Source organism: Desulfoluna sp. CLI2B, assembly GCF_056847375.1.
On sequence record NZ_CP186557.1, the window covers coordinates 5,858,842 to 5,884,843 of the forward strand.

The following is a 26,002-nucleotide window of genomic DNA, read 5'->3' on the forward strand; positions in this document are numbered from 1 at the left end:
TGTCCTTGTCCAATCTTTTAAACTCCATGAACGCCACCTCACTTTCCCAGCTCATCTGCTCTGCAAAGGGGTTCCGGTCGGGTCCGGGTCCCGCAGATCAGGGTGTTGTACCGATTGGTAAAATATACCGATGATGTTTAGCAGAAGGGGGTGTCGGAATCAAGGGGGAACTTGGATATCCGGATTGAAGTGGGAGGGTTACCCGGGGTTTCTTTGTCCGGGAAGCGGTTGTTGAATGATGTTTCATTCACCTGGTATCATTGACTTAAATGGTATGTATACAAAGTATGTGCCGAAGCGATTAAAAGGGAGAAAAAAACTTGTAAAAGACCATATATTAAGGCCTATGCATGTCCTGATAAGAGGCAATTGAAAGAGACTTGTTTTCTCTTGACATACAAATAATCGGTCTGTTACAACATTCACTGTCAATATATAAATTGAACGATCATTCATTTCATGGCGTGATTGTAATTTATTATGCACAGGAGGGAATTATGAGTAGAAAAATCAGAAAAGCTGCAGTGATCGGGTCCGGGATCATGGGCGGCGGCATCGCAGCTCTCTTGGCTGCTGCAGGCGTGAAGGTGCTCCTTTTGGACATCGTCCCCTTTGACCTCACCGATGAGGAAAAGAACGACCCTGCGGCACGTAACCGCATGGTAGACAACGGTCTGAAAGCCACTCTGGCTGCCAAGCCGTCTCTGTTCATGACCAAGAAGGACGCTGCTCTCATCGAGACCGGCAACCTGACCGACGACTTCGACAAGCTCGCCGATTGCGACTGGATCTGCGAAGTGGTTGTAGAGAACCTGAAGATCAAGCAGGAACTCTTCGCTCGTATCGACAAGGTGAGAAAAGCCGATGCCATCATCAGCTCCAACACCTCCGGTATTCCCCTTGCCAAGATCTCTGACGGCCTCTCTGCAGGTTTCAAAGAGCACTTCCTCGGCACTCACTTCTTCAACCCCGTCCGCTACATGCACCTTCTGGAGCTCATCCCCGGAGCGGAGACCAAGCAGGAAGTCCTCGACTTCATCGCCAACTTCGGCGAAGTATACCTTGGTAAAGGGATTGTCTGGGCCAAGGATACCCCCAACTTCATCGGTAACCGTATCGGTATCCAGGGCATCGGCCGCGTACTCCAGGCCGTTGTTGAAGACGACATCACCATGGCCGAAGCCGACGCACTGCTCGGTCCCGCAATGGGTCGTCCCCGTACCGCCATCTTCGGCACCGCCGACATGGTAGGTCTCGACACCATGGTTCACGTCGCCGACAACTCCTACGAGCTCTGCCCCGACGACGAAATGCGCGACACCGTTGTTGTCCCCGACTTCGTTAAGAAGATGCTCGCCGACAACAAGCTGGACCAAGGAAGGCTTCTATAAGAAAGGCCGTGACGAGAACGGCAAGCGCTTCAAGAAGCAGCTTGACCCCGCCACCGGCGAGTACATCGACATCGAGAAGCCCTCTTTCCCCTGCCTGGACGCTGCCAAAAAGGCCGCTACCCCCGCAGAGAAGATGCAGGCCATCGTGTACGGCGACGACAAAGGCGCCAAGTTTGTCTGGAAGTGCACCGCCAACGCCATGACTTACTGTGGCAACCGCATTCCCGAGATTGCCGACTCCCTGGTTGAGATCGACAACGCCATGAAGTGGGGCTACGGCTGGGATGTAGGTCCCTTCGAAGCCTGGGATGCCATCGGCGTACGCAAGTCCGTTGAGAAGATGGAAGCCGAAGGGCTCCCCGTCTCCGCCAAAGTAAAAGCCATGCTCGACGCAGGCGTTGAGAGCTTCTACCGCGTAGAAAAGGGTATTCCCCAGTACTACGATTTCGACAAGGCTGCTTACGTAGACGTACCCCTGTCAGCTTCCGCTCTGTCCCTGGCTGCTGCCAAGGCCGACGGCAAAGTGGCTCTCTCTTGCCCCTCTGCTTCTCTCGTTGACATCGGTGACGGCGTTTACTGCCTCGAGTTCACCACCAAGATGAACGCCCTCAACGGCGAAATCATCGACTTCATGGGCGGCGCCCTGGATTACGTAGATGAGCACGGTGTAGGCCTTGTTATCGGTAACCAGGCCGGTGGCATGCCCGGTGCGTTCTCCGCCGGTGCAGACCTCGCCTTCGTTCTCAAGAAAGCAGAAGACAAGGCTTACGACGAGCTCGACGCCTTCCTCGAGAAAGGCCAGATGGGTATGCTCTGCCGGCCGTGGTTTCTCCCTTCCCCGTTGTGGCTGCCCCCTACGGCATGACCCTTGGCGGCGGTTGCGAAGTGTGCGTCTCTGCTGACAAGATCGTTGCCCACTCCGAGCTGTACAGATCCTGCTCCGTGTTGGCCTCCTGCCCGCAGGCGGCGGTTGCCTTAACCTCTGGAAGAAGTACATCACCTCTCTTCCCGCAGGTACCGACAAAGACACCGACCTTGCCAAGCTCTTCATCCCCACCTTCATGAAGATCGCCATGGCGGCTGTCTCCATGAGTGCTGCAGGCGCCGTTGCAAACGGTCACCTCTCCCCCACCAAGGACCGCATCGTCATGAACCGCGATCTCCTCATCGGCGAAGCCAAGAAAGAGGTCCTGCGTATGGTGGAAGACGGGTACGCACCCCCCATGAAGAAGAAAGTCCGCGTTATCGGCCGCGAAGGTTACGGCATGGTCAACGCAGAGATCTTCAACATGCTCAACGGTGGGTTCCTGTCAGAGCATGACGCCATGCTGGCCAAGCGTATCGCCTACGTTATCGCAGGCGGCGACGTGAAGTCCGGCACCGAAGTGAGCGAAGAAGCCATTCTCAAGCTCGAGCGTGAAGCCTTCATCGACTTCCTCAAGGAAGAGAAGAGCGTTGCCCGTATCGCGCACATGCTGAAAACCGGCAAACCTCTCCGTAACTAATAGCCGGGTTGGCCAATAGCCTTACGTTCAATTTCGATGCCTGTGAAGAGTACATGCATCACGCCGTGACGCACAGGGCGGGTCGCCCGCCCTGTGCCTCACTCCGGCGGATGCAGGAAAAGAGGGCATCAGGAAAATGGAGGAATAGAACATGAGAGATGCATACATCGTCCAGTCAGTGAGAACGCCTGGTTGTAAGAATAAGAGGGGTCAGTTCAAGGAGACCCGTCCTGAGGACCTCCTCTCCTTTATCATGAAGTCTTGTGTCGAAAAAGCAGGGGTTGATCCCCTCGAGATCGACGACGTTATGTGCGGTTGCGCCTTCCCCGAAGGTGAGCAGGGCCTTAACGTTGCCCGTGTCGCAGCCCAGATGGCTGGCTTCCCCGACGAAGTGTCCGGTGCCACCGTGAACCGCTTCTGTGCTTCCGGCATCGAAGCCATCGCCCTGGCCTCCCTTCGTATCCAGGCCGGTTGGTCTGATCTCACCATGGGTGCCGGTCTTGAGTCCATGACCTACGTTCCCATGGGTGGTCACACTCCCCGCCCTCACCCTGAATTCTCCGCAGTCAAGCCCGAGGCTTACATCTCCATGGGTGTAACCGCTGAGAACGTGGCTGACCGTTACGGCATCACCCGTCAGGAGTGCGATGAGTTCGCAGTTCGCTCCGTAAACAAGGCGGTTGAAGCTCAGGAGAAAGGCTACTTCACCGAGATCGTACCCGTTCCCGCATACAAATTTGTTGAGCAGGCTGACGGTACCTTCAAGAAAGAGACCTTCATGGTCGAAACGACGGCGTTCGCGCCTACTCACCGTTGAAGGGATCGCTCGACTGAACTCCCCCTTCAAAGCCGGTGGCGTGGCTACCGCAGCCAACTCTTCCCAGACCACTGACGGCGCTGCCGCTACCCTCCTTGCCAGCAAGGAAGCATGCGAGCGTCTCGGCCTCAAGCCCCTTGCAAAGCTCGTGACTTACGCCGTAGCCGGTTGCAAGTCCGACGAAATGGGTGTTGGTCCCAAGTACGCCATTCCCAAGGCTCTGAAAAAAGCTGGCCTCAAGGTTGAAGACATCGACGTCATCGAGCTTAACGAAGCTTTTGCTACCCAGTCCCTGCATTGCATCAAAGAGCTGGGCCTCGACGAGTCCAAGATCAACCTCAACGGCGGCGCCATCGCCCTGGGTCACCCCCTGGGTTGTACCGGTGCCAAGCTCACCGCTACCCTCATTGCCAACCTGGAGCGTACCGGTGGCAAGTACGGTATCGTCTCCATGTGTATCGGCGGCGGTATGGGCGCATGCGCCATCTTCGAAAGGGTTGAAGGCTTCTAATTGATGCCTCCCTTCAGGGAGATCCGTTGATTGCAAGTTATAAGGGCCGTCTCGCTTGTGCGAGGCGGCCCTTTTTTTTATCTGATTTAAGGTATGGCGTGTGGCGGGCTTTTACCCGCGGGCGTGGGGGTACAGCCTGCCCTCGATTTTTCTTCATCATGGCCCCCAGCATCTTGATGATGTCCCGCCAGTGATTCCCACGGGCCGGTTGTCGTCGTCCACAACCGGGATGCAGGTGATGGTCTCGGTGTTGAACAGGCGCACGGCATCCCGCACCGAAGCATTCCGGGGCAGGGTGATGGGCTCGCGGCTCATCACCTGGTGCACCTTCTTGTTCAGGGTGGCCCGGTCTTCCTGAGTTTCTGCGGCAGTGCCCAGGTTCGGGCTGAGGGCCTTGAGCAGGGCCCGGTCGGAGAGGACGCCGTAGAGGCGTTTGTTCTCCACCACCAGCAGGTTGTGAAAGGCCACGTTGGCAAAGATATCCCGGACGACCCGCAGGGTGTCGTCGAGTTCCACGGTGACGATTCGCTTGGACATGATCTCTGAAATGTTCATGGGCCGCCCTTCCTTCGGTATCAACGTTTCCTTATTTGGCTTTTCCTTAGTTTAGGCCTGGGCTCCTGTATCTGTCAATGACTCCCGTAGCACATGCGCCGGAGCTTACCTGCGGGTGACGCAGAAGGTCACGTCACGGGATCGGTGGGCATCGCTGTCGGGCAAGAGCCCGTCATGGCAGCTGATGTTTCGGAACCCCCGGGCCGACAGCAGGCGGTGGAGCGTTTCGTGGGAGAAGGTATGGGTCCAGAAGCGGTAGGTATCCACCGAGCCGGATTCATCCGCCACGATATGCTGGCTGAGGCATACCCCTTGCTCTTCATAGCAAAAGGACCGGGACAGGGCGAGGTAGGGCCGGTCCCTCCAGAATCCCTTGTCCGAAGCTTCCCATTGCGGCTCGGGAAGGGTGGCGAGAGCTCCTTCGTTCATGACGTCGAAGACAAAGACCCCGCCCGGCACCAGGGCCCGGTGGATCTTTGCAAGGAGGCGGTTCTGCTGTGAAGGTGTCAGGACCCCAAAATCACAAAAGATCATGATGATGAGGTCGTACCGGCTGTCATGGTCCAGCTCCAGGTAGTTTTGGTTCAGGTAGGAGATCTCCAGCCCGCTTTTCCGGGCCGCTTGCCGGGCATATTTGATGGAGGTGGCGGAGATGTCCATTCCGGTGAGCCTGTGGCCGAGCCGGGCCAGCTTGTCGCAGTAGAGGCCGGGGCCGCAGCCCAGGTCCAGAATGTTAAGGGGTTTGTCCGGGGCCTGACCCAGGATCCAGTTTACCGTGTCCGTGATGGTCGACTCTTTTCTGCTGGCGAGGTCTGTGGCCTGGCTCAGGTGGGTTTCAAGGAGTCGGGCCCCGATGTACGGGTCGTCCCACATGGTGGCTGTTGCAGGGGCGTAGAGTTCGGGCTTTTTGGATGCGTCGATGAGTTGCTTGATGTTCATGAAAACCTCATGGTCCGGTCGTCCTTTGACGGAGTGGTGCCGGAATTGTCTTATGTTGAAGGTGACATACGGTGCAGGAGGGGCGGCGCGTAAAAAAAGGCGGGGGCTCTGTCGCAAAGGCGCACCTCACCGGTCCCGGGCCTTGGCCACCGCGCGTCCCAAATAGAGAGAAGGGGATATGTCTTAGATGGTTTTCATGATCCGCTGACTATAAATGTGGTGGATGGACATGTCAATCTCTTGTATGGTTGGTGCGTTATTTATCCCCTTAATGTATGAACAGCCCCGTTAGGAGAGAGAGTTCATGACGGTGACCACGGATTTGAATCAACAGCCGGAATCGGTAATGGACGATGAAGAGATGAGCTCCTGCTGCCTGGGGAACCTGGTGGTGATTATCAATACCCGGGGGGCCATTCCCACGGCCAAGGGGACCTACCCGGCGCGCTTCGGGCTCTATGGCGAGATCCGGAGCCGGGAGTTTGCCTTTCACTTCAACCCCACCGGAGAGATCCGTTACATGCGCGGGCTGACGCGGGCCTGGCCCCACCCCTGGGAGTGGCTGAAGCGGAGCTGGGGCAACGACTGGGTTTACTACTCCGTGGGTCTGGACAGGGGCCAGGGCCGGGTGAAGGACTGGGTGGGGGAGGACTACCTGCCCTGCCTCTCCTATGAGAGCAACGCCATCCGGGAGGTGACCCCGTACACGGAGCCGGGCATTGCCCGGGCTTTTTCCGCCTGGTCCCAGGTCTACGGGACCCTCTGCACCACCTCCCTTGAGGGGCTGGCCCCGGAGATGCGCGCCTTTGTGGAGCGGGTCATCGAAGCCAACGACGACTCGGCCCTGATCCGGCGGGCCGAAGACCTGCACCGCATCATCGGCGGAAGGGTGAGCGTTTTGCCCCCGGACACCCGCCATGCGGATTACGAGGTGATCCCCCTGAACATCGCCGACGGTTGCCTCTACAAGTGCCGCTTCTGCTCGGTGAAATCCCGGGCACCCTTTGCCCCCAGGAGCGACGAGGAGATCGCCGCCCAGATCGAGGCCCTGAAAGGGTACTACGGCTCAAGCCTCCAGAATTTTAACGCCCTGTTCCTTGGAGATCACGACGCCCTGGCCGCGGGTGGAGAGCGGGTGGCCCATGCTGCGCAGACCGCCTGTGAGGCCTTTGGCTTCGGGGCATCCAAAGGGGCGCCCCCCTCGGTGTTTCTCTTTGGGAGCTGCGCCTCGTTTTCCAAGGCCGGGGAGGAGGCCTTTAAGGCCCTTGAGGCGTTGCCCTGCACCGTTTACATCAACCTGGGCCTGGAGTCTGCGGACGACGACACCCTGAAGATGCTCGGCAAGCCCATTACCGCGGCCATGGTCACCGAGACCCTGCACAAAATGGTGGCGGTGAACGCCCGCTACCCGTCGGTGAACGTCACCGCCAATTTTCTTCTGGGCACCACCTTTTCCGAAGCCCATCACGCATCCATCATGGCGCTTCTGGGGTCGGTTTCCCGGGAAGAGGGGGCCAAGGGCTGCGTCTATCTTTCGCCCCTGGTGGAGACCCAGCGCCGCGAAGAGGTGCTGCCCATGTTCCACGAGATCAAGGAAGCAAGCGGCCTTCCCGCCTATGTTTATCTGATCCAGAGACTTTAAATTAGGACGCATCGCACCTTTTCATACCCTCTCAGGAATGCTATATAATGCGCCGTCTGAGACAATAATTTCATCCAAACAACCCGTGACGTATCATCCCCATCGGAGCCCAGCATGCACGAATTGATCATGATCCATATCTACGGCCAGGACAAGCCCGGCCTTGCCGCACAAATGACAGGTATTCTGGCTGAATACGATGTGGAGATCCTGGACATGGGCCAGACCGTGATCCACGATAATCTCTCATTGGGTATTCTCATTCGGATTCCTGTCAAGCATGAGGCGGCACCCATCGTCAAAGAGGTGCTTTTTGCGGCCCACGACCTGGACATCAACGTAAAATTCCGGCCCATCTCCGATGCCCGCTACCGGGACTGGGTGGCGGCCTCCGGCAAGAAGCGGTACATCGTGACCCTGCTGGGCCGCAAGGTAACGGCCGTGCACATGGCCGAGGTGACCCGGGTCCTGGCCGAGAGCGGGCTCAACATCAACGGGGTGACCCGTTTGTCCGGCCGCATGCCCCTGACCGACGTGGAGAAGACCGAAAAGCCGGTTTGCATCGAACTCTCCCTGCGCGGCACCCCCGACGAGCTGGAGGGCATCCGCAAAAAATTTCTGGAGATCACTTCTCGCCTGGGCATCGACATCGCCCTGCAGGAGGAGACCCCCTACAGGCGAAATCGCCGCATGGTGGCCTTTGACATGGATTCCACCCTCATCCAGGCCGAGGTCATCGACGAATTGGCCGCCGAAGCCGGGGTAGGGGAGAAAGTGGCCGCCATCACCGAATCGGCCATGCGTGGCGAGATCGATTTCAAGGAGAGCTTGAGGCGCAGGCTCGGGCTCCTGGAAGGACTCTCAGAAGAGAGCATGCAGAAAGTAGCCGAGCGAATCCCCATGACCGACGGGGCCGAACGCCTCATCGCCAACCTCCGCCAGTTCGGCTACAAAACCGCCATCCTCTCAGGGGGCTTTACCTATTTCGGCAGGATCCTCCAGAAAAAGCTGGGCGTGGACTACGTCTACGCCAACGAGCTGGAGATCAAGGAGGGCAAACTCACCGGCAAGGTGGTGGGGGACATCGTGGACGCCGCCAAAAAGGCCGAACTCCTCCAGATGCTCGCCAAAAAAGAGGAGATCAACCTCCAGCAGGTCATTGCCGTGGGTGACGGGGCCAACGACCTGCCCATGCTGAACCTGGCAGGCCTCGGTATCGCCTTCCACGCCAAACCCGTGGTGAAACAGGGCGCCCGCCAGTCCATCTCCACCCTTGGCCTCGACAGTATTTTGTATTTGGTGGGCGTGAGGGATCGGGATACGTTGATATAGGGCCGGGGTGTCCCCGGCGGGGCGTTTTTTAACGGAGTTTCAAAAAGGCACATATGTGAAGATTAGAACGATTGGTGGGCCAATGCATTCAAATGATTGAGGACTGTTGGGCTGACGGTTCGTCCCGCTGGCTCTGTGCAGCGATGTTGGAACGTCATATTTTGTCTTGACATCGGCATTGATTTTGCCCATTATACGCACCGAACGAACGTTCAATCTCAGTTCGGGATTGAGAAGGACCCTATGGATCATATCGACGATAAACGACATGCAATTTTTGAGACGACCCTTCGCCTCATTGTTGAAAACGGTTTCCACGGAACGGCCATGTCCAAGGTGGCCAAGGAGGCCGGCGTCAGCACCGGAATCATTTATCATTATTTCAAAGGCGGAAAGGATGAGCTGATTCTGGAGCTGTATCGTTTATTAAAAGAGAAGGCTGTGGCTGCGATCTATCAGGAGCTTGATATCTTACAGCCCCTGAGTGCCCAGATGAAGTCCATCTGCGAGTCGTGTTTTCGATACAGCCTGAGACATCCCATGGAAACCTGTTTCGTGCAGCAGTTCTACACCTCCCCCTATTATACGTCTGAAATGCAGGAGGAGGAGGTGCGCTGCAACGCCCCTCTCATCGATATCGTCCAAAGGGCCAGGGACGAGATGATCATCAAAGATTTTCCGGATGATGTCATCGGGACCCTTATAAGCGATGTGGCGAGCTCCCTTGCCCAGAAGCAAAGCGTTGGTTTTATAGAACTCTCCGATGACTTGGTGGATCGAATCATCGAAGCCCTCTGGGAGGCCATTCGCAGGTAGGGGCATGATGTCGCCCGACCGTCTAGTGCCCGGTGTTGTGTCGCGTCCTGTCCGTGAGGAAAGGTCGCGTATAAATTAGAGTGTTCCCCGCTTGTGCGGGGACTTTTTTTGTCTTGCTGTCGAATGAATATTCAATCTATAAAATCGAATGAATATTCGATCGATGTTTGAACGATGGGGGTCTTACCCTGCAACTATGGAGAACCGTATCATGATCTTTCGTTTACCCAGGCCTATCCCATGGCGGCAGCTCCTGCCGGTGCTCGCCCTTGCTCTTTTGGCGGGGTGCGCCACGGTGGGGCCGGACTACAAGGCCCCCCAGATGGAGGTGGGGGCCAGCTGGCATGAACCCCCGGACCCTGCTGTTCTGCCCGGCAGGAGCCAGGTTGAGCAGTGGTGGACCCTTTTTCAAGACCCCTTGCTTTCCCGGTACATCAAAGAGGCGGCGGAGAACAACCGGGATCTTCTCACCGCCATGGCCCGGGTGGAAGAGACGCGTGCGCGCCTTGGCGTGGTCCGTGGGGATCGCCTCCCGACGGTGGATGCCTCGGTGGGCGTCACCAGGAGTCGCAAGAGCGAAAACGTCGGCGGAACCGGCAGCACAGACACCCTTTACGCTCCGGCCATCGGGGCCAGCTGGGAGCTGGACCTTTTCGGGCGCATCAGGCGGTCCGTTGAGGCTGCCGAAGCAGAGTACCAGGCCAGCGAAGAGGACCGCACCGATGTGATGATTACCCTCTACGCCCAGGTGGCCATCACTTACCTTGATGTGCGCACCGCCCAGGCCCGCCTGGCCGCTGCAGAGGCCAACATCACCTCACAGGAAGAGGTCCTGGCCCTCACCGAATCGCGGTTGGCCCACGGCTTGGCCACCAACCTTGATCTTGCTCAGGCAACAAGCCTCCTGGCAAGGGCTCAGTCCGAGGTCCCACCGCTTCGCATTGCCATCTCCCAGGGTGTGAACAACTTGGCCGTTTTGCTGGGCAAAGCCCCAGGATCCCTCCATGAGGAACTCATGGCGTCCAAGCCCATCCCGTTGCCCCCGGCCAGGGTCACCGTGGGGGTTCCCGCCGACCTCTTGCGGCAACGGCCGGATATCCGAAGGGCGGAGCGTCGGCTGGCCGCCGAAACCGCCCGCATCGGCGTTGCCACGGCTGCCCTTTACCCCAGTTTTTCACTGACCGGTTCCTTCGGGTTTGAATCCGTGGACTCCGCAGATCTGTTTGATGCGGCCAGCCGGGCCTTCTCCTTCGGGCCCTCTCTGCGGTGGAATATCTTTTCCGGAGGGCGCCTCAAAAACTTAGTCAAAGCCCAGGACGCCGTCACCAGGCAAGCCCTTTTTACCTATGAGCAGACCGTTCTAAATGGCCTTCGGGAAGTGGAAAACACCCTGAAAGCCTATGTGGAAGACCGGGTCCGCTTGGCGGCCCTGGAGCGCTCGGTGGCGGCAGCCCGCCGTTCGGTGGCTCTCTCCACCGATCTCTACACCCAGGGCCTCGTGGACTTTCAGCCCGTGCTGGATGCTCAGCGCGATCAGTTTAACTTTGAAAATCAACTGGCCGCCGCGCGAGGCGATAGCGCCGCCAATTTTGTGCGGTTGTACAAGGCGCTCGGTGGAGGATGGCAGCCCTCAAAGCCTGCCTCGGGCGGCGCGGGTGGCAAAGCCACTGTCACGAAAAACCTCGAAAGCTGATTGCCTTTGCGATGTCCCCCTCGTTTCTCGGGAAAAGCCGTAAAAGCCTTCGGTTCGGGCTTCGCCCGACACAAGAGCCGTTGGTGTATGCGTCTGGTGTCACACGCATCTACCGGTAAGGCAACGCTGTCTTCATCGAATCGAAACGCGACTAGTGAAACCGGCCTATACCCAAAGGAGGTTGCCACGTTTCACACTTCACGCGAATGCCCGACAGCTTTTACAGATTGTCACCCATTATGCCTTCGCCTTATGGGGTGCAGGGGATCATCCCCTGCCCGCCGGAGGCAACATAAGGAGAAAAAAATGACCACACGTTTTCGTCATACATTACCCATTTTAGTGATTCTGGCAGCCTCGATGTCGGGCTTTGTCGGCTGCTCCCGGGAGCAGGCCACGGCATCCCTGCCGGCCCCGGCTCCCCCGTCTGTGACCGTGAGCAAGCCGCTTCAACAGCAGGTCACCCATTACGATTCATTTACGGGCTCCACAGAGGCCCTGGCCTTTGTGACCATACGGGCCCGTGTGGAGGGTACCCTGGACACGATGCATTTTGTCCCGGGGGCACGCGTCAAAAAAGGGGATCTCCTTTTTTCCATTGATGATGATCCGTATCGGGCGCGCCTGGAAGAGGCCAGGGCAGCCCTTGTGATCCGAAAAGCAGAGCTGAAGCTGGCCGAGACCACCTGCCAGCGGCGTGAGCTGGCCTTTAAAAACAGGGCGGTCAGTGAAGTGGCGGTGAGGGAAGCTCAGGCGACCCTCTCCACGGCACAGGCGGCGGTGGCGGCTGCAAAGGCCACGGTGAACCGGGCTGAGCTTGAGCTTTCCTACACCCGTATCACGGCTCCCATCAGCGGGCACATCGGACGGAACCTGGTGGATCTGGGCAACCTTGTGGGCGCAGGTGAGCGAACGGAGCTTGCCACCATTGTGAACGATGACCAGGTGTATGCCCATTTTATGGTGAGCGAAAAAGAGGTGATTCGGTATCGCCAGCTTGGGGACACGGCCTCTCCGATTACCAAAGGAGCCCCTGTGACGCTCTCGCTTTCCGGCAACGACACCCCCGGGGTGACCGGAACCATCGATTATGTCGGGACCCATGTGGACGGCGAGACCGGCACACTCAGGGTGCGGGCCGTTTTCGACAACAGGGACGGCACACTTCTTCCCGGCCTTTTCGCGCGCATTGCGGTTCCCGTGGGGGGCGCCCGCATGGCCCTGCTTGTTCCCGACACGGCCCTGGGAAGGGACCAGGGCGGAGACTTTCTGCTGGTTGCCGACAACACCAACACGGTGGTGCACCGAAAGGTGACCTTGGGGGGGCTGGTGGACGGCATGCGGGTGGTCACCAGCGGAATCGGCGGGGATGACCGCATTATCATCAATGGGCTCCAGAGGGCCAGGCAAGGCTTGCCCGTTACCCCCATGGAAGAGAATGAAACCGCTTCGGTACGGACAAAAGCCGAAACCCCGTCTGTTTAGGAGAGAACACCCATGTTTAGCCGTTTTTTTATTGATCGCCCCATTTTCGCCACGGTGGTGTCCATCGTGATCATGTTGATGGGGGTTATCACCGCCAAGCTGCTTCCCGTTGAACAGTACCCGGAAATCGCGCCGCCGCGGGTTCAGGTGTCGGCGACCTATCCCGGTGCCAGCGCAAAGGTCATCGCCGAAACCGTTGCCCAGCCCATTGAAAACCAGGTCAACGGTGTGGATGGCATGCTTTACATGTCGTCCACCAGCACCAACAACGGAGAGTATTCCCTCGACATCAGCTTTGAGGGGGGGACCGATATGGACGTGGCCTCGGTGCTCGTCCAGAACCGGGTGGCGCAGGTGGAGTCCCAGTTGCCCGAGGAGGTCCAGCGCATGGGCCTTTCCGTGAAAAAACGGGGGGCAAACATCTTTATGTTTATCTCCCTTGTCTCCCCCGATAACCGGTATGATGCTTTTTATTTGAGCAACTATGCCTCGATTCATCTTGTGGATAAGCTCAAGCGAGTCGAGGGGATGGGGGATGTCAGCACCTACGATGTCGGTGACTACGCCATGCGCATCTGGCTCGATTCCGAGTTGATGGACGCACGGGGGCTGACCACCACGGATGTGCTGGCCGCGGTCCGGGAACAGAACGTGCAGGTGGCCGCGGGCCAGCTTGGCCAGCTTCCTGCGGACAGGGATGTGTCACATCAATACACACTCACCGTTCAAGGCCGTCTGGATGACCCTTCCGAGTTTGAAGACATCGTCATCAAGACCCTCCCCGGCGGGCGCCTGGTGCGCTTGAAGGACATCGGTCGCGTGGAACTCGGCGGGCAGAACTACGTGATGTTCACCAACCTCGACGGCTACCCCAGCGCAGCCATCGGATTGACTCTTCAGCCGGGGGCCAATGCCCTGGCGGCTGCCGATGAGGTCCGCGGGCTCATGGATGAGCTCTCAAAGGACTTCCCCGAAGGGATGGCGCACATTGTTACCTTTGATGCCACGACCTTTGTGGATGAGTCCATTGACGAGGTCCTCGAAACCCTTCTGATCACCGTGGCCCTCGTTATTCTGGTAATCGTTGTGTTTCTACAGAACTGGCGGGCAATTCTTATTCCCATGGCATCCATTCCGGTCTCTCTCATCGGGACCTTTGCCGTGATGTACGCCATGGGGATCAGTATCAACATGCTGTCCCTCTTCGGCATCGTCCTTGCCATCGGTATCGTGGTGGACGACGCCATCGTGGTGGTGGAAGACGTGGTGCGTCACCTCGATGAAACAGGGGTCCCCCCCAGGGAAGCGGCCATTCTTGCCATGAAGGAAGTGACCGGGCCCATTGTGGCAACCACCCTGGTGCTGGCATCGGTTTTTGTCCCCACGGCCTTTATGGGCGGGGCCACGGGGCAGCTCTACCGCCAGTTTGCCATCACCATTACCGTTGCGACGGTGTTTTCGGCCATCAACGCCCTGACCCTGAGCCCTGCACTTTCCGCGCTTCTGTTGCGCCCGACAAAATCCTCCGGGTCCAATCTCTTTGCCCGGGGCTTCAACAGGTTCTTCGACAAGGTCCAGGGGGCTTACGGCCGGGTCGTGGCGATGCTTTTACGCCGCGGCATGGTGATGGTGCTTGTGTTTGCGGGCATCACCATGGTGGCAAGCTACGGGTTCGTGACCCTGCCCAAGGGGTTTGTTCCCAACGAAGACCAGGGGTGGGCCCTCATGGGCGTCCAGCTTCCGGATGCCGCGTCCATGGAGCGCACCAAAGAGGTGGTGGATGTTATCAACAAGAAGCTTTCCACGATTCCCGGTATCCATCACCATCTCTCCATTGCAGGGTTTTCCATCATGGACAGCACCTCTGCCTCCAATGCGGGCACGTTCTGGATTGTCCTGGACCCCTGGGAGGAGCGGGCTCATTCCAAGGTGACGGTGGACGAGGTGCTGGCTGAGGTGCGACGTGCGGTGGCACCGATTCAGGATGCCTTTGTTTTTGCCTTTCCCCCTCCGGCCATTCTCGGCATGGGCAACGCCGGCGGCTTCAACATGCAGGTTCAGGACCGGGGCAACCTGGGGCTTGATGCACTCCAGCGCGAGACCACCAACCTGATGATGGCCGCAGCCCAGGACCCGAGGCTGGCCCGTGCGTTTTCGACCTTTCGGGCCAATGTGCCCCAGCTTGAGGTGGAGGTGGACCGCACCAAGGCCAAAACCCTGGGGGTCTCCCTGAGCGATGTGTATGCCACGCTGCAGGCCAACCTGGGTTCGGTCTACATCAACGATATTAACCTCTTTGGCAAGACATACCAGGTTCGGGTCCAGGCCGATGCCCGCTACCGGGAGACCCCTGAGCAGGTGTCGAGCCTGAAGGTGAGAAATGCCGATGGCAAGATGGTTCCCCTGGGGACCCTCGCCCATGTGAAGGAGAGCTTCGGGCCCCAGATCATCAGCCGCTACAACCTCTACCCGTCGGCCCTTCTCACGGGGCAGGGGGCGGCCGGCGTCAGTTCCGGTGAGGTGATGGACATCATGGAGGAGCTGGCAGGCAAAACCCTCTCCCCGGGGATGGGGTATGAGTGGACCAACATGTCCTACCAGGAGAAAATTTCACGGGGCAAAACCCTGGTGGCCCTGTTCATGGCCATCCTCTGCGTTTACCTGGTGCTCTGCGCCCAATATGAGAGCTGGACGCTGCCCCTGTCGGTGATCCTTGCCGTGCCCCTGGCGCTCCTGTGTGGACGCTGTTTTCCTAAGGGGGCTGGACATCAACGTCTACACCCAGATCGGCCTGGTGCTTCTCGTGGCCCTGGCGTGCAAGACGGCCATTCTTATCACGGAGTTTGCCAAGGCCTCCAGGGATGAAGGCGATAGCATCACAGAGGCGGCCATGAAAGCCGCCACCATCCGGTTTCGTCCCATTTTGATGACGGCCCTTGCCATGATCATGGGGTTCGTCCCCTTGCTTATCGCCTCCGGGGCTGGAGGGAAAAGCCGCCAGGCCCTGGGGACGGCAACATTCAGCGGAATGGTTTCGGCGACCATCCTCCTGATTTTCTTTGTGCCGGTATTTTATGTCCTCAGCCAGCGTGTGAGTGAGGCGGCGCTCAACACACTCAGGCGCGGCAAAGGGGCTGGTGCCGAAAAGGCGGCGGTGTCCATGGATATGGAGGATTGATGCCAAACCATGCAGGGCCGGTTTTTGCCTTTTCATCGTACCTGTGATTCAAGCGGCTTTCTTGCCGGTTGTTGACGCCTGAAGGCTTGAACACCCTTTGGGAAGATAAATCTCCTGCAAAAACGGGGCGGTTGGCGTGATGCCAATTCGCCCCGTTTTTTTAGGACACGTTGGCTATGCCCTAAAGAAGAACGGCACCCTTTCAGGGAGCTGGCCCACCCGACGTCTCATCAGGGCACCATGTTTTTCCTGGCTGTTCGAGCTTTTGAATTCTTGAGGGAAAAGAGCACGCAGACTGCGGGGCACGGGAAAAAGCCAACAGGGCCCGGTTGACTGACGTCACATTTAACGGGATACTTTCCCACAAGCGAAAATCCGGCAAACGATATCCCACACCATACCGACGATAAAGGAGATCAACCATGCAGTACAGGCATGTTCCGCAAACGGGCGACAGTCTGTCCGCCCTGGGGTTCGGGGCCATGCGCCTGCCCATGACCGAAGAAGGCCAGGTGGATGAGGACCGGGCCATCCGGCAGATCCGGTCTGCCGTGGACAGCGGCGTCAATTATCTGGATACGGCCTGGCCTTACCACGGCGGCCAGAGTGAGACCATCCTGGGCCGTGCCCTGAAAGACGGCTACCGGGACAAGGTGAAGGTCGCCACCAAGCTGCCCTCCTGGCTGGTCAATACCCGCGGGGAGATGGACACGTACCTGAACACCCAGCTGGACAAGCTCGGGGTGGATTGCATCGATTATTATCTGCTCCACGCGCTGGACGGCAAAAGCTGGGACAAGCTGGAGAGCCTGGGTGTTATCGATTTCATGGATACGGCCCTTGCCGACGGCAGGATAAAAAACGCGGGGTTCTCCTTCCACGGCAGCGTGGAGGATTTCAAACGCATCGTGGACGCCTATCCCTGGACCTTTTGCCAGATTCAGTACAATTTTCTGGATCAGGAGAACCAGGCTGGCACCGAAGGTCTGGAATACGCGGCCGCAAAGAACCTGGGCGTGATTATCATGGAGCCCTTGCGGGGCGGGAATCTGGGGGCACCCGAGGCGCCTCCGGCCATCCAAAAGATCTGGGACGAGGCGCCTGCCTCCCGCACGCCCGTGGCCTGGGCTCTGCAGTGGGTCTGGAACCGCCCCGAGGTGACGGTGGTCCTTTCGGGCATGAACGACGAAGCCCACATCAAGGAGAATCTTGCCATCGCAGAGATCGCCCTGCCCGGTTCCCTGACCCCGGAAGAGTGCACGCTGGTGGACCGGGTGGCCGACACCTACCATGAGATCATGCGCGTGGGCTGCACCGGCTGCGGGTACTGCATGCCTTGCCCGGTCGGGGTCATGATCCCGGCGGCCTTTGAAGTGTTCAACAAGGTGCACCTGTTCGGAAAGAAAGAGGAAGGAAAGTTTCTCTACGCCCTTCGCCTCGGCGGCGTCCTGAGGCCCGGCGGCACAGGCTACGCCTCCCAGTGCGTCCAGTGCGGGGAGTGCCTGGATAAATGCCCCCAGCACATCGACATCCCCGAAGTCCTCTCTGAGCTGGTGGACGAACTGGAAGACGAGCACCTGCCAGAGCGCCTGGCCGCGGCCAGGAAAATGATGGGGTTGAAATCGGCTGATTAAAGCGACCTGTGGCGATAAGCCGAAGATGCGTAGGATGGGCAAAGGCAAGGCCGTAACCGTTGGCATGGCGACGTTTTTGGCGCCGTGCCCATCGCGTATGAAATAAAGATGGGCACGCTCCGCTTTGCCCATCCTACGGATGTCACAGGGCGGCCGTGGTGGATATGCCGAAGGTGCGTAGGATGGGCAAAGGCAAGGCCGTAGCCGTTGGCATGGCGATTCTCTTGGTGCCGTGCCCATCGCGTGTAGTGACGGTGCCCATGTCGGGATGTTATGGATTTTTGGTGGTGCGGGTTCACCGAGCAAAGATGGGCACGCTTCGCTTTGCCCATCCTACGGATGTCACAGGGCGGCCGTGGTGGATATGCCGAAGGTGCGTAGGATGGGCAAAGGCCAAGCCGAGCCCGTTGGCATGGCGACGCTCTTGGCGCCGTGCCCATCGCGTGTGGTGACGGTGCCCATGTCGGGATGTTATGGCTTTGGGGTGGTGCGGGTTCATGATGCAAAGATGGGCACGCTTCGCTTTGCCCATCCTACGGATGTCACAGGGCGACCGTGGTGGATATGCCGAAGGTGCGTAGGATGGGCAAAGGCCAAGCCGAGCCCGTTGGCATGGCGACGCTCTTGGCGCCGTGCCCATCGCGTGTGGTGAAGATGCCCGTGTCGGGATGTTGTGCGTGGGACCCAATATGTGATGGCTTTGGGGTGGTGCGGGGTCATGGTGCAACGATGGGCACGCTTCGCTTTGCCCATCCTACGGATGTCACAGGGCGACCGGAGTGGATATGCCGAAGGTGCGTAGGATGGGCAAAGGCCAAGCCGAACCCGTTGGGATGGGGACGGTCTTGGCGCCGTGCCCATCATGTCCGGGGGAACCATGGACGCCGGCGTTTGCCTAAGCTGCCTTGGCTTCCCTGGTGCGGGGTGACCGGATGCGGTGCCACAGGTTCAGAAGCTGCACGGCGGTGATGGCGGCGATGAGCCTGGGGAGCCAGAGCCAGAACGCGCCGATGCCCAGGGGAAGAAAGAGGGCGGGGTCCTCGATCATGGCGTGGTTGATGCCGATGGAGAGGTGGAGCTGGGTAAGCTCATGGTCGGTGAAGGCGTTCTCCTTGGTCTCTTCCACAATGACGGCGGCCCCGTAGGAGAGGCCGAAGAGGGTGGCGGTGAGCCAGAGGATTCCCATTTTCCTGTCAACGCCCATGACGGACATAAAGGGCCCCAGGGGGCGCAGGATCACGGGGATGGCCCCTCCGGCCTTCATGATCTGGAGGGCCACCATGATGGTCATGATAATGGCCAGGATCTTGGCGGCCAGGGCGGCGGTTGCCAGGGCCCACGCCTTGGCAAGGGGGGCAAAGGCCCCCTTGGAGGCTGCGGCAAGGCCTGCACCTGCGGGCACAACATCGGGCGGGTTCAGCACCAGGGCGCAGATGGCCACGGTGATGATCGAGGTGGTGAGGCGCAGGAGGGTTGCTTTCACCGGGTTGAGACCGGCCTGTCCCTGGATGGCGCTCTCCTGGATCAGGTTGTGGCTGACGAGGAGGAATATGGCCACCAGGGTCATGTGTTCCGGGGCCATGGGCAGTACGAGCATGGCGGCAACAGCCCCGTAGATGCCGGTAAGCAGGCCGATGATCAGGGGCAGGGCCGCCACCGGGGGCAGTGAGAGAAGCCCCATCACCGGGGAGAGGATAAAATCGAGTTTTGTGATGATGCCGGTGTAGTCCAGCACCAGGGTAAAAAAGGAGATGGGGACGAGGATCTTCATCATCCAGAGAAACCCGAACCATCCCTTGGCGACGCCCTCCCGGGCGGCTTGCGCAACTGTTGCCCTGCTTATCATGCTATCCAACCTTGACTGCGATGCTCCGCTGTTTACTCTTCCTGGCTCTCCACGACAACCACCTTCAAGGACATCCCCTGAAAGGTAACCACGTCGTTGTTGTAGACTTTCTTGGCCTTGCGGGTTTCCACCTGGCCGTTGAGTTCCACCAGCCCTTCGGAGATGACGAATTTTGCCTCGCCCCCGGCCCCGACCCAGTTGGCGAGTTTGATGACTTTAAAGAGTTCGATGGGCTCTTGTCTGATGGCGATGAGTTCGGTCATGGTTTGTCGTCCTTTATGTGTGGGGTGCCGATTTCGCAACGGCACCTGGGTTTGTACGGATTATCCATAGAGCAGACGAAATACACGAAATGTTACCAAAAGAACAGGGAAAAACAGGGCGAATCCATTCATTTCCTACCACCCGTTGACGCGGTGCCAGGTGTCCACGACCTCTCCGGTTTCATCCACCATATGGTAGCGGTCGTACATGGCCCCTGTGGCGCAGGCGTGGTTGGGCAGGATGCGGACCATGGACCCGATGCCGCAGGATGCCCAGGGGATCTCTTTGTCTTCTCTGTGGGAAACGATGCCGTGCTCCTGGTTGGCACCGGAGACGATGAGGTCGCTTAAGGGGGTTCCGTCCACACCGCAGACCCTTCCGTATCCCTGGTCCAGGGCTTGGGCTGACGTGCCCCTGTCCCGGGACATGGCCATCCATCCCGCGTCGGTGATGACCCAGCCCTTTCGCTTCTGGTGGCCGATGACCGAGGCCAGGACCGAGACGGCAATATCCTCTTCCTTGCACACCCCTAGGCCAGCCATCACAAGATCATAGAACATGTAGACCCCGGCCCTCACCTCGGTGACGCCTGTGAGGTCTTCGGCAAAGTTGGAGGTGGGGGTGGAACCCACGCTCACCACGGGGCAGGGGAGACCGGATGCTCGCAAGGCTTCGGCACAGGCCACGGCCATGGATCGTTCCTGCTCTGCCATGGCGCGGATCGCCTCGGTGGAGCGGCACTGGTAAGACTCTCCTGCGTGGGTGAGCACGCCTTTGAGGGAGACCCCGTGCTCGTTATGGAGCAGGGTGCCGATGGCAATAAGATCGTCTCCTTCCAGTGTGATGCCGGACCGGTGCCCGTCGCAGTCCAGCTCGATGAGGGCCGGAACCGTCACCCCGTGCTCAGCGGCAGCCTCGGCAACGAACCGCACCTGTTCGGCAGAATCCAGGAGCACGGTGATCTCCGCGCCTTTGTCCATGAGGCGAAAGATCCGGGGCAGCTTCACCGGGGCAATGCCCACGGCGTACACGATGTCCGTGATGCCCTTTTCGAAATAGTATTCCGCCTCTTTCAGGGTGGAGACCGTGATGCCGCCCTCCTGCCCTTCCAGGGCCATGGTCATGACATCAATGTTCTTGGCTGTCTTGCCGTGGGGCCTCAGGTTCACCCCCAGGGCCTTCATGCGCGTGCTTAGATTTCGGATGTTTTTCTGCAGCTTGGCCTTGTCCAGAATCAGGCAAGGGGTTTCCAGTGTCGTCAGATGCATTGGTTTTGTCTCCATGTGACCCGTGTTTCTAACCATTGTCTCGTTCCCAGGCTCCGCCTGGGAATGCTCCTCGGAGGCTCTGCCTCCATGTAGATGTCGCCTGAGCCTGCGGTGTGTCATCCCGCGTTCGCTTTTACCTTCAGGCAAGGCAGAGCTTTGCGCCCGGACACTCCCAGGCAGAGCCTGGGAGCGAAGCAAACAAGCTTTACGGGCGCAGCCCGTCCGCAAATGAGGAGGGGCTTTAGCCCCGGAGCATTTGCAAACCTGGGGTCCAGGGGATCATCCCCTGGCCGCCGGAGGCGCTTTTTTTATTCCGAAGCCATCTGCGCCTCGTAAAACGGCGTGGTCTTGATGCCCGTGCCCGTCAAGATCACCACGGTCTTTTCGTCTGCTGTGATGGTTCCAGCTTCAAGGAGCCGGGTAAAGGCGGCTGCCGCGTGGGCGCTGGTGGGCTCGGTGTAGAGGCCGGTGCGGGCAAGGGCGAGGCTTGTTTTGATGATCTCCTCTTCGGGGATGGCCACGGTGCCGCCGTTGCTTTCCCGCAGGGCCGCCAGGATCTGCTTCATGCGGATGGGGCGCTTGATGGCCGTGCCCTCGGCCACGGTGGGGGCAAAGTCGGTCTCCACGTACTCCTCGGCATCGGCCTGGAAGCTGGCGTGCACCGGGGCGCAGTGGGCGGGCTGGGAGAGAAAAATGCGGGGCATCTTTTTGATCTCCCCTGCGGCCATGAGTTCTTTGAAGGCGATATAGCATCCCAGGACGTTGCTTCCGGCCCCGCCGGGGATGACGATGTTGTCCGGCAGCGAAAAGTTAAAATCTTCCCAGATTTCGTAGCCCAGGGTCTTGGTGCCCTGGAGGAAGAAGGGGTGCCAGTTGTGGCTGGCGTAGAAGATCTCGGCGGATTTTTCGATGGCCGCTGCTTCGGTGGCCTCCCTGGGGCCGGGGACCAGCACCACCTCGGCGCCGTAGGCCCGTACCTGGGCGATCTTGGACGGGGAGGTGGACTCGGGCACGCAGATGCAGGTGGAGAGTCCCCCTGCAGCCCCGTACCCGGCAACGGAGCAGCCCCCGTTGCCGGAACTGTCTTCCAGCACCGAGGTGATGCCCTGGGCCTTGAGCATGGAGAGCATCACCGAGGTTCCGCGATCCTTGAATGAGCCCGTGGGTGCGAACCACTCCAGCTTGAATGAGCAGGACGCCCCGCCGAATGTTTTGGTGACGAGGGGGGTGCACCCTTCACCCATGGTGATGGGCTCTTTGACCTCAAAGGGAAAGGCCGCCCGGTATCGCCAGATGGAGCGAACCGAGGTGTCGATCTGTTCGCGCGTGATGCCGGGAAGCTCGGTGAGCATCAGGGGGCCGCCCGAAGGGGCTCTCCAGGCGGTTGTTATGCAAAGGTCTCGCTGGTTTTGGGATCGATGTATCGTGCCATGCTGTGTCCTCGGTGAGGGTTATTTTATGCCTCCGGCGGGTCGCTTTTTTGAAAAAAAGCTCCGCAAAAAATTTTCCTGGTTTGAATCTCGCAGGAGCCTCGAACGTCAGAGCAAAAGCCTGTTTGTTTTACGTTTTAAGCGTTTTACTCGTTTTGTGGAGGCAGAGCCTCCATGCATCATTCCCAGGCGGAGCCTGGGAACGAAAGATATCCGGTCTCAGGGTATTGCCTCTGCCCCTCGGTGTTGAGTAACGCTGCCTTGGGCGGCAAGGGTGGTTTGGAGCGCCGCACTCCGGTGCGGCACGGGTAATGACGGACTAAAATGCCGCACCGGAGTGCGGCGCTCCGTTTCGGTGGATTTTTCCCGGTTTTTTATAGGTTGCGTGCCAAACCATAGCCAAGAAGAACCAGAGCGATTTGTTTGCTAAATAGCTGCTATTGCCTCCAGCTCCACATGGAACCCGAAGTGCAGCTCACCGTGGGTGGGCACCACGGAACGCGCGGGCTTGTGGTCCCCGAAGAACTCGGCGTAGACGCGGTTCACCTGGTCCCACAGGGCGATGTCCGAGATGTAGAGGGTGGTTTTGAGAACCTTGTCCTTGCTGCTGCCCGCTTCTTTGAGAACCAGCTCCAGGTTGGTGAGGACCTGGAGGGTCTCCTCTTCAATGGTTGCTTTTCTTTTTTCTCCGGTCTCGGCATCAAAGGCCAGCTGGCCGGAGGTGTAGATCATGCCGTTGTGGACGATGGCCTGGCTGTAGTGACCGGCCGGTTTCAGGGCGTTGTCTGTGGTGATGGTGTCCATGGGGTTACCTTGCCTTGTTTTTTTTGATTTCATCTAAGTAGCTGTAGACCGTGACCTTGGAGATGCCCAGCCGGGCCGCCACCTTGTCCATGGCTCCTTTGATGAGGAAAATGCCTTTGCTCTCCATGAAGGCGATGAGCCGGATTTTTTCTTTTTTCTTCATGGCGGCTGTGTCTGCCTGGGCGATGATTTTTTCGATGAGGTCGTCCACGATCTCCACCACGTTCTCCACGGGGGCCGATGCCGGGGCCTCGGGCTCTGCTTCCACGGGCAGGAAGTCGTCGAGAAAAGCCTTGATGGGCCCCATGGCCGAGAGGTCGTAGTTGATGCACAGGGCACCGATGACTTCGCCTGTGGCGTCCCGGATCAGGGCGGTGGAAGATTTGATCTCCCGGCCGTCCTCGGTGACGGTTTTGTAGTTGGCGGTCATGTCCCCTTTGAACTGCTTCGAAAGGAGCACCTGCTTGATCAGGTGGTCAAAGGACTGGCCCACCTGTCGTCCGGTGACGTGGTTGTTGACGGCATAGATCACCGAGTTCTGGGGCATGGAGAGGTCATGGATGACCACCTCGCAGTGCTTTCCGAAAGTGCTGGCGATCATGTCGGCGACGGGGATGTACGATCTCAGTCGGGTGTCCGGGCTCTGCATGGGATTCCTGGGTTTTTATATTGGTTTGAAATATAAAAAAATCTATAAATTCGATTTTTGCCATGATTTATGGGTGCATTGTATAAAAAATTATACAAAAGGCAATAAAAAAATATATGGGTGAGGGGTGAGGGCGCCGCACGCCTGTGTGGTTTTTTTGGTGAGGCGTAGCGTATGCCGCACGGAGTGCGGCGCTCCAAAGGGCTGGGGTAATGGCCTGGAGCGGAAGATGCCACGCTTTATGTGTTTGGGCATCGCGTGGGGCGGGATGAAAGATGGAGCGCCGCACTCCTGTGCGGCTTTTTTGGTGGCGCAGCACATGCCGCACCGGAGTGCGGCATGCCAAAACAAGAGAATTTTATTTAATCCCCTTCATAAACTCCGGGCTGATAAAGGCGGGGTCCGGGTAGCTGTAGAACCCTTTCTGGGTTTTGACGCCCAGGTCTCCTGCGTCTACGTAGGCTTTGACGAACTCGCCGTTTTTCTGGCTCTGCGGGTCCTTGGTAACCTGGGCCCAGTAGTCCGTCACCTTCCAGATGGTCTCAAGGCCGATGGAGTCCATGATGCCGAAGGGGCCCACGGCGGTTTTCATGATGCCCATCCAGGCGCGGTCGATGTCTTCCACGGAGGCCACCTTGCGGCTGGCAAGGGTAAGGGCGGAGCCGAAGAGCTGGGAGAGCATGGTGTTGAAGACGTAGCCGTGCTGCTCTTTTTTGAGTTCGATGGGGTATTGCTCAATCTGGAAGACGAACTCGCGGACAGCCGCAAGTGTTTCCTCAGAGGTGCCAGGGTGGGGCATGATGTCCACGATGTTGGTGATGCGCACGTCGTGGAAGTGAAGGGCCACGAAGCGGTCGGGGCGCCCGGTGTGCTCGGCGATCATGGAGGGCACCAGGGTGGAGGTGTTGGTGGTGAAGAGGGTGTGTTCCGGGCAGATGGCGTGCAGGGAGGCAAAGACCGAGGCCTTGAGCCTGGGGTCTTCGGGTACGGACTCGCTCACTAAATCTGCGTCTTTTCCTGCCTCGGCAAGGTCGGTTGTGGTGCGGATAAGGGCCATGGCAGCTTTGGCCGCTTCCGGGCTTACCCGGCCCCCGGCTTCCATGGCCTTGCCGATTTTTTCCATGGTGGTGAGGGCCTTGGCCAGCGCCTCTTCGCTGGTGTCGTAGAGGGTCACGTCCAGGCCGCATGCCGCGCACTGGTACCCGATCTGCTGGCCCATGGTTCCTGCCCCGACAATCAACACGCGTTCTACCTTCTTCATCCGTCTCTCCTTAAAGTGGGGTGTATTGAGATGGTCCTGCCGTCGGCATCGCAGTGCGGTGGCGCGGCGTAGGACAAAATCAGGCAACAAGCATGCCATATGGCGAAAGGCCCGTTTGGCGGGGCTCTTGCTTCGTGAGAGGATCGCATCCGCGATATGTCGCGGTTTACTCCCTTTTTATTGTGTGGTTCTGCGATATATCAATGGTTACGTGGGGCCGGGCGATAGCGCCTGGTGGAGCGCCGCACTCCCGTGGGGCTTTTTTCGTGTCCCGTGGCTATGCCGCACTGGAGTGCGGCGCTCCATATCTTATGGTTCCACGGAGTCTCCGTAGACCTGGGGCGCTGCTTTAAGACGGCATTGCCCCCTAAAGCCGGGTTCATTTACTCTGCTTTTATATTTAATCTTACGTGTCGTGGTACCCGGGCCTGGGCGATAGAGCCTGGTGGAGCGCCGCACTCCTGTGCGGCTTTTTTCGTGTCCCGTGGCTATGCCGCACTGGAGTGCGGCGCTCCATATCTTATGGTTCCACGGAGTCTCCGTAGACCTGGGGCGCTGCTTTAAGACGGCATTGCCCCCTAAAGCCGGATTCATTTACTCTGTTTATTTTGAATTTTACGTGTCGCGGTACCCCGGGCCGGGCGATAGCGCCTGTATGGCAGTGCTCCACCCCCGTGCGGCTTTTTTCATGCCCCGTGGCTATGCCGCACTGGAGTGCGGCGCTCCATATCTTATGCGCTCCACGGAGTCTCCGTAGACCTGGGGCGTTGCTTTAAGGCGATATTGCCCCCAAAAGCCGGATTCATTTACTCTGCTTTTATTTTGAATCTTACGTGTCGTGGTACCCCGGGCCGGGCGATAGCGCCTGGTGGAGCGCCGCACTCCCGTGCGGCTTTTTTCGTGTCCCATGGTTATGCCGCACTGGAGTGCGGCGCTCCATATCTTATGGCTTCACGGAGTCTCCGTAGGCCTGGGGCGTTGC

At 58.8% G+C, this 26,002-nt stretch carries 21 protein-coding genes; 12 read left to right on the top strand and 9 right to left on the bottom strand.

Annotated features, from left to right (window positions below; all coding sequences use genetic code 11):
* Positions 1-497: 497 nt before the first annotated feature.
* From ACOYW2_RS27150 to ACOYW2_RS27170, 5 genes are all read left to right on the top strand, one after another.
* Positions 498-1,391 (top strand): 3-hydroxyacyl-CoA dehydrogenase family protein, encoded by an 894-nt coding sequence (locus tag ACOYW2_RS27150; protein WP_482768601.1) that lies wholly within the window; start codon positions 498-500, stop codon positions 1,389-1,391.
* Positions 1,327-2,256: a Clp protease/crotonase-like domain-containing protein gene (locus ACOYW2_RS27155; RefSeq protein ID WP_482420767.1), complete on the top strand. Its 930-nt coding sequence runs from the start codon at positions 1,327-1,329 to the stop codon at positions 2,254-2,256. The genes ACOYW2_RS27150 and ACOYW2_RS27155 overlap by 65 nt, the downstream gene beginning before the upstream one ends.
* Before the next feature lie 208 nt (positions 2,257-2,464).
* Positions 2,465-2,896 (top strand): hypothetical protein, encoded by a 432-nt coding sequence (locus tag ACOYW2_RS27160; protein WP_482768602.1) that lies wholly within the window; start codon positions 2,465-2,467, stop codon positions 2,894-2,896.
* A 151-nt stretch (positions 2,897-3,047) separates the two neighbouring features.
* Positions 3,048-3,713 (top strand): thiolase family protein, encoded by a 666-nt coding sequence (locus ACOYW2_RS27165; protein ID WP_482768603.1) that lies wholly within the window; start codon positions 3,048-3,050, stop codon positions 3,711-3,713.
* 40 nt (positions 3,714-3,753) lie between these two features.
* Positions 3,754-4,224 carry a thiolase family protein gene (locus tag ACOYW2_RS27170; RefSeq protein WP_482768604.1) on the top strand — a complete coding sequence of 157 codons (471 nt, stop codon included), beginning with the start codon at positions 3,754-3,756 and terminating at the stop codon, positions 4,222-4,224.
* A 156-nt stretch (positions 4,225-4,380) separates the two neighbouring features.
* Here the strand turns inward: ACOYW2_RS27170 and ACOYW2_RS27175 are convergent, their stop codons facing one another.
* Both ACOYW2_RS27175 and ACOYW2_RS27180 read right to left on the bottom strand, forming a co-directional pair.
* The gene (locus ACOYW2_RS27175; RefSeq protein WP_482768605.1) at positions 4,381-4,779 is read right to left on the bottom strand and encodes a CBS domain-containing protein; all 399 of its coding nucleotides are present in this window, start codon (positions 4,777-4,779) and stop codon (positions 4,381-4,383) included.
* Positions 4,780-4,884: 105 nt separating this feature from the next.
* Positions 4,885-5,718: a class I SAM-dependent methyltransferase gene (locus ACOYW2_RS27180; protein ID WP_482768606.1), complete on the bottom strand. Its 834-nt coding sequence runs from the start codon at positions 5,716-5,718 to the stop codon at positions 4,885-4,887.
* Positions 5,719-6,022: 304 nt separating this feature from the next.
* Between ACOYW2_RS27180 and ACOYW2_RS27185 the strand changes: the two genes are divergently transcribed.
* The 7 genes from ACOYW2_RS27185 to ACOYW2_RS27215 all read left to right on the top strand — a co-directional run bounded on the left by ACOYW2_RS27185 (position 6,023) and on the right by ACOYW2_RS27215 (position 17,498).
* The gene (locus tag ACOYW2_RS27185; RefSeq protein WP_482768607.1) at positions 6,023-7,360 is read left to right on the top strand and encodes a radical SAM protein; all 1,338 of its coding nucleotides are present in this window, start codon (positions 6,023-6,025) and stop codon (positions 7,358-7,360) included.
* Between the two features lie 114 nt (positions 7,361-7,474).
* Positions 7,475-8,692 carry a phosphoserine phosphatase SerB gene (gene serB, locus ACOYW2_RS27190; protein ID WP_482414347.1) on the top strand — a complete coding sequence of 406 codons (1,218 nt, stop codon included), beginning with the start codon at positions 7,475-7,477 and terminating at the stop codon, positions 8,690-8,692.
* Positions 8,693-8,935: 243 nt separating this feature from the next.
* Complete coding sequence (locus ACOYW2_RS27195) at positions 8,936-9,508, top strand: TetR/AcrR family transcriptional regulator (RefSeq protein ID WP_482768608.1); 573 nt, start codon at positions 8,936-8,938, stop codon at positions 9,506-9,508.
* A 211-nt stretch (positions 9,509-9,719) separates the two neighbouring features.
* Entirely contained in the window at positions 9,720-11,201 is a 1,482-nt protein-coding gene (locus ACOYW2_RS27200; protein ID WP_482768609.1) for an efflux transporter outer membrane subunit, read from the top strand.
* Between the two features lie 306 nt (positions 11,202-11,507).
* The gene (locus ACOYW2_RS27205) at positions 11,508-12,686 is read left to right on the top strand and encodes an efflux RND transporter periplasmic adaptor subunit (RefSeq protein WP_482768610.1); all 1,179 of its coding nucleotides are present in this window, start codon (positions 11,508-11,510) and stop codon (positions 12,684-12,686) included.
* Positions 12,687-12,698: 12 nt separating this feature from the next.
* Positions 12,699-15,551 carry an efflux RND transporter permease subunit gene (locus ACOYW2_RS27210; protein ID WP_482768611.1) on the top strand — a complete coding sequence of 951 codons (2,853 nt, stop codon included), beginning with the start codon at positions 12,699-12,701 and terminating at the stop codon, positions 15,549-15,551.
* A 735-nt stretch (positions 15,552-16,286) separates the two neighbouring features.
* Positions 16,287-17,498 (top strand): aldo/keto reductase, encoded by a 1,212-nt coding sequence (locus tag ACOYW2_RS27215; RefSeq protein ID WP_482768612.1) that lies wholly within the window; start codon positions 16,287-16,289, stop codon positions 17,496-17,498.
* Positions 17,499-18,393: 895 nt separating this feature from the next.
* Here ACOYW2_RS27215 and ACOYW2_RS27220 read toward each other — a convergent pair.
* From ACOYW2_RS27220 to ACOYW2_RS27250, 7 genes are all read right to left on the bottom strand, one after another.
* Entirely contained in the window at positions 18,394-19,344 is a 951-nt protein-coding gene (locus ACOYW2_RS27220) for an iron transporter (protein WP_482768613.1), read from the bottom strand.
* A gap of 32 nt (positions 19,345-19,376) precedes the next feature.
* Positions 19,377-19,607, bottom strand: a complete 231-nt coding sequence (locus ACOYW2_RS27225; protein WP_482768614.1) for an RNA-binding S4 domain-containing protein — start codon at positions 19,605-19,607, stop codon at positions 19,377-19,379.
* Positions 19,608-19,742: 135 nt separating this feature from the next.
* Positions 19,743-20,876, bottom strand: a complete 1,134-nt coding sequence (locus ACOYW2_RS27230) for a DSD1 family PLP-dependent enzyme (RefSeq protein ID WP_482768615.1) — start codon at positions 20,874-20,876, stop codon at positions 19,743-19,745.
* Between the two features lie 308 nt (positions 20,877-21,184).
* Complete coding sequence (locus ACOYW2_RS27235; RefSeq protein ID WP_482768616.1) at positions 21,185-22,228, bottom strand: threonine synthase; 1,044 nt, start codon at positions 22,226-22,228, stop codon at positions 21,185-21,187.
* 504 nt (positions 22,229-22,732) lie between these two features.
* Positions 22,733-23,110, bottom strand: coding sequence for a RidA family protein (locus ACOYW2_RS27240; RefSeq protein ID WP_482414353.1), 378 nt, complete (start codon positions 23,108-23,110; stop codon positions 22,733-22,735).
* Between the two features lie 4 nt (positions 23,111-23,114).
* Positions 23,115-23,759, bottom strand: a complete 645-nt coding sequence (locus tag ACOYW2_RS27245; RefSeq protein ID WP_482414354.1) for a helix-turn-helix transcriptional regulator — start codon at positions 23,757-23,759, stop codon at positions 23,115-23,117.
* A 358-nt stretch (positions 23,760-24,117) separates the two neighbouring features.
* Positions 24,118-25,020, bottom strand: coding sequence for a 3-hydroxyacyl-CoA dehydrogenase (locus ACOYW2_RS27250; RefSeq protein WP_482768617.1), 903 nt, complete (start codon positions 25,018-25,020; stop codon positions 24,118-24,120).
* Positions 25,021-26,002 lie beyond the last annotated feature (982 nt).